This window comes from Bordetella sp. MIP270_01_BMS, from assembly GCF_054958705.1.
In genome coordinates, this window is record NZ_CM143297.1 from 3,122,250 (window position 1) to 3,134,552 (window position 12,303).

The following is a 12,303-nucleotide window of genomic DNA, read 5'->3' on the forward strand; positions in this document are numbered from 1 at the left end:
GAGGCCGCGCCCGGTGGCGCCAGCGTGTCGGCGGCGGGCGCGCACAGTCTGGTCGCGGCCGACGTGCGTCAACGGATGGGCAGGGCGTACATCAGGCCGCCCTGTGTCCACTGGGCATTGAGGCCGCGCGAGATCTGCAGCGGGCTGCCGGCGCCCACATTGCGGTCGAAGCTCTCGCCGTAATTGCCCACCTGCTTGATGATGTTGTAAGCCCATTTGTCATCCAGGCCCATATTGGCCCCCGCGCCCGGCGTGACTCCCAGGATGCGCCGGATGTTCGGGTTGGCGACGCCGGCCAGCTCATCGACATTGGCCGAGGTAATGCCGTATTCCTCGGCTTCGATCATGGCTGACAGCGACCAGCGCACGATGTTCAACCATGCATCGTCGCCCTGACGCACGAACGGGCCCAGCGGCTCTTTGGAAATGATCTCGGGCAGCACCACATAGTCGTCCGGGTTCTGCAGTTTCGAGATGCGGATCGACGCCAGCCCCGATGCGTCGGTGCTGAATACGTCGCAACGCCCGGCGGCGAAAGCGTTGACGACTTCATCGAACGTCTCGATGACCACCGGCCGGTAGTCGACCTGGTTTGCGCGGGCCCAGTCGGCCAGCGTGTTCTCGTTGGAGGTGCCGGTCTGCAGGCAGATCGTTGCGCCGCTCAATTCGGTGGCGCTCTTGACGCCCAGCGATTTCGGCACCAGGAACCCCTGGCCATCATAGAAGTTGATGCCCGCATGAATAATGCCCAGGGCCGTATCCCGCTGCTGCGTCACGGTGGTGTTGCGCGTCAGTACGTCGATCTCGCCCGACTGCAGGGCCGTGAAGCGCTGCTGCGAGTTCAGCGGCACGACCTTGATCTTGCTGGCGTCGCCGAACACGGCCGCCGCGATGGCCCGGCAAACATCCACATCCAGGCCACGCCAGACGCCTTTGGCGTCCGGGGCGGAAAAACCCGCGAAGCCGGTGGTGGTGCCGCAGCGAACTTCGCCGCGTTGCTTGACCACGTCGAGCGTGGCGGCCTGCGCGCCGGTGGCGGCGCCCAGCAACAGGGCCGCGCCGATCAGGTGTGATGCGATTTTCATGAGATGCTTCCGTTGGCTTCAGGGGCGGCGACGATGCCGCCGTATCGAACGAGCCCTACAGGGTAGCCAGCTTGGCCGGAGCCGCCAAATAATCTGCGGTAGGTAAGTTATACGCGACAGTGGTTATTGCGGAAACGCAAAGGCGAATGCAATAAGCTGCAGATTGCCCGCCGTCATTCTCTGCGATTGCGCGGCGACTGTAGACTCGGTCGCCAATCTGCTTCGCGCAGCGCCACTTCCCGTCCAGACGCCATGGTTCAAATCCCGATTTCCCCGTCCAATCTGCTCCGGCCATCTGAACCGCGGCAGCCGCCGCCATCGGGTTGCGCGCTGTTTGCGCTGGGGTTTCGCCCGTTCTACCTGGCGGGTGCACTGTTCGCCGCGCTGGGCATGGCCTTCTGGGCTGCCCAGCTTGCAGGTCTGATGCCCCCGCCGGCGGGCGCGATGGGCCTGGCGCTGTTGTGGCATGCGCACGAAATGGTGTTCGGCTTCGCAGCCGCCATTGTGGTGGGCTTCCTGTATACCGCCGGGCGCGCCTGGACGGGCGTGGAAACGCCGGCGGGCGGCGCCCTGGCTGCTCTGACGGCGCTGTGGCTGGCCGGGCGGGGCGCCATGTGGCTCGCCCCGCCAGCCGTCGCCGCCCTGGTCGATGGGCTGTTCCTGCCGTTGGCCGCGCTGGCATTCACGCGCGTGCTGGTGCGCGCAGGCAACCGCCGCAATTACCCGCTCGCCCTGGCCTTGTGGGTGTATGCGGGGGTCAACCTCGCGTATCACCTGTTTGCGGTGCAAGGAGACGCCGCGCTGGCGCTGCGCGCCTGCGTGGCGGGCCTGGCCTTGCCGGTGCTGTACGTCACCGTCATCGGTGCCCGGGTGTTGCCCATGTTCACCACGAATGCCGTGCCGGGGTTTCGGCTGCACACGTATCCTCGCCTGGCCGCGCCTGTCGCGGGCGCGACGGTGGCGGCCTTGCTGGCGTGGGTGCTGCCGGCACCGGGCTGGCTCGCGGCGGCCCTGTCCGCATTGGCTGGCGTATTGCTCGCCGTGCGCGTGGCGGGATGGCGTGGTCATGCGGTAGGCAATCGGCCCATTTTATGGATCCTGCACCTGGCTTACGCGTGGCTGCCCGTCGCGTTTCTGCTGCTCGCCGCCAGTGCGCTGGGCTGGGTTGCGCCTGGCATCGCCGAACATGCATTGGCCGTGGGCGTGGTGGGCACGGCGATCATCGCCATGATCACTCGTACCGCGCTGGGCCATACAGGCAGGCGACTGGTGGCAGGGCGCGCCGAAGTCACGGCGTATTGGCTCATCGCAGCGGCGGCGGCGCTGCGCGTCTTCGGCCCGCTGCTGTGGCCGGCTGCTTATCTGCACTGGGTGTACGGCGCGGCGGCGTGCTGGGTGGCGGGCTTCCTGCTGTATGCGCTGGCCTACGCGCCGAGGCTGATGCGTCCACGTGTCGACGGCAAGCCCGGCTGAGCCGCCAGGGTCATCGGCGGCCAGGCCCTGCGGTGACACGATGCCGGGTGGAAAAACGCCAGGCCGTGTGGCGAGCTGCCGGCGCCCGCCCCGCGGCCGGGCGGTTCGCGGCGGATCAATGCCAGAGCAGCGCGTTCATCGCCTCGACCAGCCGGTTGCGATAGCGGGGCAGCAGCTGGCGGGTGCGTTCCTGCCGCTCGTGCCATTCGGGCGGTTCGGCGCCGGCCGCCACTCGCGCCGGCGCCCAGATGGCGTCCGGAAAGTGCCGGTCGCCGCGCCAGCGGGGAATCACGTGCCAATGCAGGTGCGGCACCATGTTGCCCAACGACGCCAGGTTGATCTTGTCGGGCGCCAGCACATCGCGCTGTACCTGCTCGACTGCGTATACCGCGCGCATCAGCAGATCGCGCCCGTGGTGGGAAAGGCTGGTCATTTCCGCCAGGTGGCCATTCCAGATCACCCGCGTGTATCCCGGGTAGTCGGCGTCTTCAACCTCGACCACGCGCAGATGCGGCCCGCGCCATAACGCGGCGCCCTGGTCATCCTGGCACAGCGGGCAGTGGGGGTCGCGTGCGCTCATAGGCTTTTGCGATACTGGATGAAGCCGGGGCGGTCGGCGATGCGGTCGTACAACTGCATGGCCGTATGGTTGGTCTCGTGTGTGAGCCAATAGACGCGCGCCGCATTCACGGCTCGGGCTTCGGCATACACGTGTTCGATCAGCGCCCGCCCGTGGCCGCCGCCGCGCACGTCAGGCGCCACGAAGAGGTCCTGCAGATAGCAGTAGTCGCCCGCCGTCCAGCATGAGCGGTGCAATATCCAGTGCACCATGCCGATGGCGCGTCCGTTGTGGTAGGCCAGTGCGGCGTACATGGGCTCGGCGGGGTCCAGGAAGCGTTCCCAGGTGCTGCGCGTGACTGCGTCGTCGATGTCTACGTTGTAGAACGCCTGGTATCCCTTCCAGAGAGGCAGCCAGGCCTCGAAGTTCGAAGCCGTGATACGGCGGATGTCAGGCGAGGAGCGGTCGGTTTTTTGCATGGCGTGCGCGGTCAGAGTGAGGTTTCAAGAGTATCGACTATGTGCTGCAGAACTTGTATGCGGGCGTGGCGTTTGTCGTTGGACGGCACAACCTGCCACGGCGCCCACGGTGTATCGGTGCGCGCCAGCATGGCGTCGGCCGCCTGCGCGTAGGCCTGCCATTTTTCGCGGTTGCGCCAGTCGTCGGCTGTGATCTTGAAGTGCTTGAAAGGCGATTGCTGGCGGTCGTGAAAGCGCTGCAACTGCACGTCGGGCGTGATGGCCAGCCAGAACTTCAGCACGATGGTGCCGTGTTCGGCAAGCTGCTGTTCAAAGTCGTTGATCTCGCCGTACGCGCGGCGCCAGTCGGCCGGCTTGGCCAGCCGTTCGACGCGCTCGACCAGCACGCGCCCGTACCATGAGCGGTCGAAGATGGCGATGCGCCCATGTCGGGGCAGACGACGCCAGAAACGCCACAGATAAGGGCGGGCCTGCTCGTGGGGCGCCGGTGCGCTGATCGGGGCGAGATCGAACTGTCGCGCATCGAGCGCGCGGGTCACCCTGCGGATGGTGCCGCCCTTGCCAGCGGCGTCCTGCCCTTCGAAAACCAGCACCAGGCTGCGTCGGCGGAATGCACGCGAGCGCACGGCCTGCGCCAGCCGGCCCTGCAGTCGGGGCAGCGCGGCCTCGTACTCGGCCTTGTCGAGGCGGGCGTCGTAATCGATGCGGGCCAGCGCTCTCGCGTTGGGCACCGGCTTGACCGGGGGCGAAGCGACGCCGGTGGCCACGCGAGGCGCGCGGCGTTGTTGCAGGGCGTCCAGTACGGTTTCGCTGGTGCGCACGGCGCGCAGGCGATCATCGGCGCTGGGGATGACGGTCCAGGGCGCATGCGCGGCGTCCGTGAGCGCGATGGCCTGCTCACCTGCGTGGCACAGGCGGGGATACTTCTTGCGCACCTTGTGGTCGGCGGCCGTGACCTGCCATGCGGTTTCGGGGTTGGCCAGCAATTGCTGCATGCGCTCGGCCTGTGCCTGCGCCGACAGGTGATACCACAGCTTGACGATCTGCACGCCGTCGGCGGCCAGCACCGCTTCGAAGCGGCGTATGGCGTCGGCATGGGATTCGATGCGGTTCGCCCGGGGTCTTTTGCGAGCGGCCTCGCGCAACAATGGCACGTACCAGGACCCGAACACAACGCCGGCGCGCCCCTTGGCGGGCAGTTCGTTCCAGTAACGCCATAGGGGCGGGCGTTCGAGCTCGTCGGCTTGGGGCGGGCCGAAGGCGAGTGTCTTGATATGGCGCGGGTCCATCCACTCGTTCAGCAGATTGACGGTGGCGCCCTTGCCAGCCCCGTCGATGCCGGCCACGACCAGCAGCAGCGCGCGGTCGGCGCGTTCCAGCAGCCGGTATTGCGCTTTCAGCAGCGCTACTCGCAAACGCGCCTCGTGGGCTTCATAAGCGTCTTTGGACAGGAACGGGTCGGACTGCGCTTCGTCGAACATAAGGCAGGACGCGGGGCTGAAAAGCGGATGCGGTGATGGTGCGGGATATTCGGTCGCGGCGCAAGCCGACCCCGGGGGCGCTATTCGGCCACGCTGTCCGCGCCGTATCCCTTGAGTCCGTCGATGTCGAGCACGCGCACTGCGCCATATTCGACCCGCAGGAGCCCCGCCTCTTCGAGTTTGCCCAGGGCCTGGTTGGCGCGTTGCCGCGACACGCGCGCCAGGTAGCCGACTTCTTCCTGGGTGATGGCGAGTCGCATGCCCATGCCCGGGTACAGCAGCGGGTTGAACAATTCGGCAAGGCAGCGCGCCACGCGCGCGTCGGGATCGAGCAGGCGGTCGTACTCGGCCTTGCCGATGAACTGCGCCACCCGTTCATTCAACTGGTGCAGCAGGTAGCGGTTGAACGGAATGCTGGTGTCGAGCAGCCAGTCGAACGTCGCGGCGGGCATGCGCGCCACCACCGAATCGCGCAGCGCGACCACATCGTATTTGCGGACTTCACGCTTGAGCAGCGAGCCCTCGCCTATCCAGCCGCCCGCGGGCACGCCGGTCAGCGATGCGATCTTGCCTTCGGCATTGCCCACCGAGACCTTGACCAGCCCGGCCAGCACGCCGATCCAGACCTGTGCGGGTTCGCCCTTGCGTTCTATGATCGTTCCAGCCTGCGCGGGCTGCACCGTGATGTCCCGCTCGACGCGCGATTGCTGCTCGTCGGTCAAGACGCGGAACCATGCCGCGGCAAGGTGCAGGGAATCGGCTAGCTGCATGGGGAATACCCTAAATGGTCCTGGAATGTCGCAATCGTGACAGTCGGTCGCAACCCAACCTTATACCTTAACTGCTGCCGTATATCGAACATGAACTGGTCAAGTGCCGCCCCGGTGTCCATGCCGCCAGCATGAACACCACCCAGGGGTGGCCCCCAAACCGGAGGAGACAACGTGGCGCTCGCACAGCCTGCAACCGGCATGACGCCGGCCGCGCCCGGCACCTTTCCCGGCTTGCTCCTGCAGCATGCCAGCGTACGCGGGTCGCGGCCCGCCATACGCGAGAAAGATCTGGGCATCTGGCAAACCCTGACCTGGAGCGATGTCGCCCATCACGTCAGGCTGGTCGCGCATGGTCTCGCCGCGTTGGGCATTGCTCCGGGCATGCACGTCGCCGTCATCGGCGAGAACCGCCCGCGCCTGTATATCGCCATGATGGCCACCCAGGCGCTGGGCGCCATTCCGGTACCGCTGTATCAGGACGCCATCGCGCAGGAAATGGTCTATGTGCTGCAGGACGCGGGCATCACCGTGGCGGTGGTCGAAGACCAGGAACAGGTCGACAAGATGCTCGAAGTGCGCGAGCAGTGTCCCGACCTGGCCCATATCGTCTACGACGACCCGCGGGGCCTGCGTCATTATGCCGACCCCATGCTGCGCTCGTGCGAGGAGCTCGAGGCGCTGGGCAGCGAGTATGCCCACGCACACCCCGGCTTCTACGAGCAGGCAGCGGCCGCGGTGCAGCCCGACGACGCCGCCGCGATGTTCTACACCTCGGGCACCACCGGCAAGCCCAAGGGCGTGGTGCTGACCCACCACGCCCTGATCGACCGTGCGCGCGCGGTCGCCGAGATGGAAAACCTGACCGACCGGGAAGACGTGCTGGCCTACCTTCCTCCCGCCTGGATCGGCCAGAACATGTTCTCGTATACGCAGCTGCTGGTCAGCGGGTTCACGGTGAATCACCCCGAATCGCCCGATACGGTGTCGATCGACATGCGCGACATCGGACCCACTTACTATTTCGCGCCGCCGCGCGTGCTGGAAGGGCTGCTTACCCATGTGATGATCCGCATGGAAGACGCCAGCCGCCTCAAGCGGGCCATGTTCCGCAGCTGCATGAACCTGGCGCGCAGGGTCGGCGTGCGCATTCTCGATGGCGAGCGGGTCGGCGCCTGGGACCGCCTGCGTTACGCGCTGGGCAATGTGCTGGTGTATGGGCCGCTGCGAAACGCGTTGGGCATGAGCCGCGTTCGAGTGGCCTACACGGCAGGCGAAGCCATTGGCCCGGACCTCTTCGTGTTCTACCGCTCGATCGGCATCAACCTGAAGCAGTTGTACGGCTCCACCGAAACGTCGGTGTTCGTGTGCGTGCAGCCCGACGGCCAGGTACGCGACGACACCGTCGGTCCGCCCGTCAGCGGGGTCGAAATCCGCGTGGCCGACAACGGCGAGATTCTGGTCAAGAGCCCGGGCCTGTTCAAGGAGTATTACCGCAATCCGCAGGCGACCCAGGAAGCGCGGGACGCGGAGGGCTGGTTTCATACCGGCGACGCTGGCTACCTGGACGCCGACGGGCAGCTGAAAATCATCGACCGCGCCAAAGACGTGGGCAAGCTGGCCGATGGCAGCCTGTTCGCGCCCAAGTATCTCGAGAACAAGCTGAAGTTCTTTCCGCACATTAAAGAAGCCGTGGCCTTCGGCAATGGCCGCGAGCATGTCTGCGCGTTCATCAACATCGATCTCGAAGCGGTGGGCAACTGGGCCGAGCGGCGCGGCCTGCCCTACGCGGGCTATACCGACCTGGCGTCCAAGGACGAGGTCTATCAACTGGTGGGCGAGTGCATCGAACAGATCAACGCCGACCTGGCCGGAGACCCCAAGCTGGCCGCCTCGCAGATAGCGCGGTTCCTCATCCTGCACAAAGAACTTGACCCCGACGACGACGAGCTGACCCGTACACGCAAGGTGCGGCGCACCTTCATTGCGCAGAAATACGAGGTACTGATCGACGCGCTGTTCACGGGCAAGGCGTCGCAATACATCGAGACCGAAGTGAAGTTCGAGGACGGCAGGGTGGGCAAGATTGCCGCCGATCTGAAGATCCGTCCGGTCAAGACGTTTCCTCCCATCACTGCCCGGGCCGCGTAGAAGATGACTCAACCAGACCGCGAGCAGCGCATCGGCGAGGTCTTGCTCGACCTGCAGAACATTTCTTTGTCGTTCGGGGGCGTAAAGGCCCTGACCGACATCTCGTTCAATGTGCGCGAACACGAAATCCGCGCCATCATCGGGCCCAATGGCGCCGGCAAGAGCTCGATGCTGAACGTCATTAATGGCGTGTACACGCCGCAGCAAGGCGCCATAGCGTTCGACGGCCAGCGCTACACGCGCATGAGCCCGCGGCGCGCCGCCGAAATGGGCATCGCGCGCACGTTCCAGAACCTGGCCCTGTTCAAGGGCATGAGCGTGCTCGACAACATCATGACGGGCCGCAACCTGCGCATGAAATGCGGCCTGTTTGCGCAGGCGCTGCGGTGGGGGCCGGCCGAGCGCGAAGAAATCCGCCATCGCGAATTCGTCGAGAACATCATCGACTTTCTGGAAATCCAGGCCTACCGGAAAACTCCGGTCGGGCGCTTGCCGTATGGCCTGCAAAAGCGCGTGGACCTGGGCCGTGCCCTGGCGATGGAGCCGCGCCTGCTGCTGCTGGACGAGCCCATGGCGGGCATGAATATCGAAGAAAAGCAGGACATGAGCCGTTTCATTCTTGATGTGAATGACGAGTTCGGCACCACCATCGTGCTGATCGAGCATGACATGGGCGTCGTCATGGACATCTCGGACCGCGTGGTGGTGCTCGACTACGGCAAGAAAATCGGCGACGGCCGGCCCGACGATGTACGGGCCAACGAGGCGGTCATCCAGGCCTATCTGGGCGTTTCGCATTAGCAAGGCAGACACACATGGGATTCTTCCTCGAAACGCTGTTCGGCGGCCTGATGAGCGGCATGCTGTACGCCCTGATAGGCCTGGGGTTCGTGCTGATTTTCAAGGCATCGGGCGTATTCAATTTCGCACAGGGCGCCATGGTGCTGGTGGCGGCGCTGTCGATGGCGCGCTTCTCTGAATGGATACCCACCTGGCTGGGGTTCGAAAACCTGCTGCTGGCCAACGTGCTGGCATTCGTGATCAGCGCCGTGCTGATGTTCCTGCTTGCCGTGGCCGTCGAACGCTACGTGCTGCGGCACCTGGTCAACCAGGAAGTCACCACGCTGCTGATGGCCACGCTGGGCATCAGCTACTTCCTGGACGGACTGGGCCAGATCGCGTTCGGCAGCTCGGTGTACAGCATCGACGTGGGCATGCCCAAAGACCCGGCCTTCATCCTGGACACCGTGTTCGAAGGCGGCATCCTGATCAATCTGGAAGACCTGACTGCCGCCCTGGTGGCGGCCTTGCTCGTCGCGGCGCTCGCCCTGTTCTTCCAGTTCACCAGTACCGGCCGCGCTCTGCGCGCGGTGGCGGATGACCATCAGGCGGCGCAGTCCATCGGTATTCCCCTGAACCGCATCTGGGTCATCGTCTGGAGCGTGGCAGGGCTGGTGGCGCTGGTGGCCGGCATTATCTGGGGGTCGAAATTCGGCGTGCAGTTCACCTTGTCGACGGCGGCGCTGCGCGCGCTGCCGGTGGTGATCCTGGGCGGCCTCACATCGGTGCCGGGCGCGATCCTGGGCGGGCTCATCATCGGCGTGGGCGAGAAGCTGTCGGAAGTGTATCTGGGCTCGCTGGTGGGCGGCGGCATCGAAATCTGGTTCGCCTACGTGCTGGCACTCGTATTCCTGCTGTTCCGCCCGCAGGGGCTGTTCGGCGAGAAAATCATCGACCGGGTGTAGGGGAAAAACAAGATGTTCTATCGCGAAAACGGCCAATTCAAGACCGGCTATCGCGCCGACCAGCAGATCTTCCCGATCCGCCAGGACCGCATATTCATCGGCCTGCTGCTGGCCGTCGCCTTCGTAGCCGTGCCTATGCTGGCCAGCGATTACCTGCTGCGCGCCATCCTGATTCCGTTCCTCATCCTGTCGCTGGCCGCGGTGGGGCTGAACATCCTCGTGGGCTACTGCGGCCAGATCTCGCTGGGCACCGGTGCATTCATGGCGGTGGGCGCCTACGCGGCGTGGAACTTCGGCGTGCGCTTTCCCGGCATGCCGCTGGTCGTGCAGATTCTGCTGGGCGGGTGCTTCGCCACACTGGTGGGCGTGCTGTTCGGCATTCCCAGCCTGCGCATCCGCGGCCTGTACCTGGCGGTGGCGACGCTTGCCGCGCAGTTTTTCGTCGACTGGGCGTTCCTGCGTATCGCGTTCTTCACCAACTATTCCTCATCCGGCAGCGTGTCGGTGCCCGCGCTCACGGCGTTCGGGCTGCCGGTGCAGACGGCATTGCAGCGCTATCTCTTTGTATTGCTGTTCGTGGTGGTGTTCACGCTGCTGGCCAAGAACCTGGTGCGCGGGGCCATCGGAAGGCAATGGATGGCCATACGCGACATGGACGTGGCGGCGGCGGTGATCGGCATACGTCCCATGTACGCCAAGCTCACCGCCTTCGCCGTCAGTTCCTTCATCGTCGGCGTGGCGGGCGCGTTGTGGGGCTACATCCACCTGGGGTCGTGGGAGCCCCTGGCCTTCGATCTGGGCCGCTCATTCCAGTTGCTGTTCATGGTGATCATCGGTGGACTCGGCTCGATCATGGGCGGCTTCTTCGGCGCGGCCTTCATCGTGCTGGTGCCGGTGGCGCTGACCAACGTGCCCCACTTGCTCGGGCTGTCGCTGTCGGTGGATACGGCCGCGCATATCGAGCACATGGTGTTTGGCGCGCTGATCGTGTTCTTCCTGATCGCGGAGCCGCACGGGCTGGCTCGCCTCTGGAGTATCGGCAAAGAGAAGTTGCGCATCTGGCCCTTCCCGCATTGATTCCGGCCGCAGCGCAACCACGAGCGGCGCGGCGGCCTTTTCGACTACCCGGCTTCAGACCGGGCCAAACCCGGTGTCAAGCACACCAAGCAGGAGGTAATGGAGATGAAGCGTCTCAACGTAAAGTGGGTAGCGGCCATTGTGGCGGCCGCCGGTGCAATGGTCTCGGCCGCCGCGCCGGCGCTGGCGGCCGAAGAACAGTTCGTTCCGCTCCTGGTGTACCGCACCGGGTCATTCGCGCCCCTGGGCATTCCCTGGGCCGATGGCAAGCTCGACTACCTGAAGCTGGTCAACGCGCGCGACGGTGGCGTGAATGGCGTGAAGATCACCTATGAAGAATGCGAAACGGCCTACGCGACCGACCGTGGCGTGGAATGCTATGAGCGCCTGAAGGGCAAGGGCGGTGGCGCATCGGGTTTCGATACGCAGTCCACCGGCATTACGTTCGCCGTGACCGACAAGGCCATGGTCGACAAGGTATCCGTCGAGACCATGGGCTATGGCCTGTCGCAGTCGGTGGATGGAAGCGTGTTCGAGTGGAACTTCCCTTTGCTGGGCACCTACTGGACAGCCGCCGACGTGATGATCCAGGACATCGCCAAGAAAGAAGGCGGCGTTGACAAGCTCAAGGGCAAGAAGATCGCCCTGGTCTACCACGACTCTCCCTACGGCAAGGAACCCATTCCGCTGCTGCAGAAGCGCGCCGCGGCGCACGGGTTCGAACTGCTGCTGTATCCGGTGACGGCGCCGGGCGTCGAGCAGAAGTCCACCTGGCTGCAGATTCGCCAGTCGCGGCCCAGCTACGTGTTGTTGTGGAGCGCCGGCATCATGACGCCCACCGCCATCCGCGAGGCGCAGGCAAGCGGCTATCCGCGCGACAAGATGTACGCGATCTGGTGGGCGGGCTCGGAAGGCGACGTCAAAGACCTGGGGGCGGTGGCCAAGGGCTACAACGCCATCACCATCCACAACAGCGCCGGCCAGGGCAAGGTCTACGAAGACCTGAAGAAGTTCGTGTACGACAAGGGGCAGGGCAGCGATGCTTCGGGCACCAACACGCTGGGCACCATCGCGCACACCCGCGGCATGATGATCTCGATGCTGCAGGTCGAAGCCATACGCGCTGCGCAAGAGAAATTCGGCAAGGGCAAACGCATGACGCCCGAGCAGGTGCGCTGGGGCTTCGAAAACCTGAACCTGACCCAGGAACGCCTGGATGAACTGGGTTTCGGCGAAATCATGCGGCCGGTGAAGACCTCGTGCGCCAACCACATGGGTGATGACTGGGCACGCATCGTCCAGTGGGACGGCAAGGAATTCAAGGTGGTGTCCGACTGGTATCAGTCCGACAAGGAATTCACCGGCCCGCTGGTCAAGGAAGGCGCCGAGAAGTACGCCAAAGAGAAGAACCTCACCCCTCGCAAGTGCGAAGGCTGATGTGAACCGGTCGCCGCTGCCGCCCGCGGCGGCGACCCTGTGCGCA

At 65.1% G+C, this 12,303-nt stretch carries 11 protein-coding genes; 6 read left to right on the forward strand and 5 right to left on the reverse strand.

The window, feature by feature from the left end; genetic code table 11:
• Positions 1–68: 68 nt before the first annotated feature.
• Entirely contained in the window at positions 69–1,085 is a 1,017-nt protein-coding gene (locus ACV17W_RS14630) for an amino acid ABC transporter substrate-binding protein (protein WP_462593056.1), read from the reverse strand.
• 252 nt (positions 1,086–1,337) lie between these two features.
• Here ACV17W_RS14630 and ACV17W_RS14635 point away from each other — a divergent pair, with 252 nt between their 5' ends.
• Positions 1,338–2,558, forward strand: coding sequence for an NnrS family protein (locus ACV17W_RS14635; RefSeq protein WP_462593057.1), 1,221 nt, complete (start codon positions 1,338–1,340; stop codon positions 2,556–2,558).
• Positions 2,559–2,673: 115 nt separating this feature from the next.
• On the opposite strand, the gene ACV17W_RS14640 is transcribed toward ACV17W_RS14635, so the two are convergent.
• The 4 genes from ACV17W_RS14640 to ACV17W_RS14655 form a co-directional block, all read right to left on the reverse strand.
• Positions 2,674–3,138, reverse strand: coding sequence for an HIT family protein (locus ACV17W_RS14640; RefSeq protein WP_462593058.1), 465 nt, complete (start codon positions 3,136–3,138; stop codon positions 2,674–2,676).
• Entirely contained in the window at positions 3,135–3,596 is a 462-nt protein-coding gene (locus tag ACV17W_RS14645; RefSeq protein WP_462593059.1) for a GNAT family N-acetyltransferase, read from the reverse strand. The genes ACV17W_RS14640 and ACV17W_RS14645 overlap by 4 nt, the downstream gene beginning before the upstream one ends.
• Before the next feature lie 11 nt (positions 3,597–3,607).
• Positions 3,608–5,077: a polyphosphate:AMP phosphotransferase gene (gene pap, locus ACV17W_RS14650; protein ID WP_462593060.1), complete on the reverse strand. Its 1,470-nt coding sequence runs from the start codon at positions 5,075–5,077 to the stop codon at positions 3,608–3,610.
• 80 nt (positions 5,078–5,157) lie between these two features.
• The gene (locus tag ACV17W_RS14655) at positions 5,158–5,847 is read right to left on the reverse strand and encodes a Crp/Fnr family transcriptional regulator (protein ID WP_462593061.1); all 690 of its coding nucleotides are present in this window, start codon (positions 5,845–5,847) and stop codon (positions 5,158–5,160) included.
• A gap of 201 nt (positions 5,848–6,048) precedes the next feature.
• Here ACV17W_RS14655 and ACV17W_RS14660 point away from each other — a divergent pair, with 201 nt between their 5' ends.
• The 5 genes from ACV17W_RS14660 to ACV17W_RS14680 all read left to right on the forward strand — a co-directional run bounded on the left by ACV17W_RS14660 (position 6,049) and on the right by ACV17W_RS14680 (position 12,257).
• A complete protein-coding gene (locus ACV17W_RS14660; protein ID WP_462596561.1) occupies positions 6,049–7,998 on the forward strand; it encodes an AMP-dependent synthetase/ligase in 1,950 nt (649 codons plus the stop codon).
• A 3-nt stretch (positions 7,999–8,001) separates the two neighbouring features.
• Entirely contained in the window at positions 8,002–8,799 is a 798-nt protein-coding gene (locus ACV17W_RS14665) for an ABC transporter ATP-binding protein (RefSeq protein WP_462593062.1), read from the forward strand.
• A 14-nt stretch (positions 8,800–8,813) separates the two neighbouring features.
• Positions 8,814–9,743, forward strand: coding sequence for a branched-chain amino acid ABC transporter permease (locus ACV17W_RS14670; RefSeq protein WP_462593063.1), 930 nt, complete (start codon positions 8,814–8,816; stop codon positions 9,741–9,743).
• A gap of 12 nt (positions 9,744–9,755) precedes the next feature.
• Entirely contained in the window at positions 9,756–10,820 is a 1,065-nt protein-coding gene (locus ACV17W_RS14675) for a branched-chain amino acid ABC transporter permease (RefSeq protein WP_462593064.1), read from the forward strand.
• 99 nt (positions 10,821–10,919) lie between these two features.
• On the forward strand, positions 10,920–12,257 hold the full coding sequence (locus ACV17W_RS14680) for an ABC transporter substrate-binding protein (protein ID WP_462593065.1): 1,338 nt from the start codon (positions 10,920–10,922) through the stop codon (positions 12,255–12,257).
• Positions 12,258–12,303: the final 46 nt, after the last annotated feature.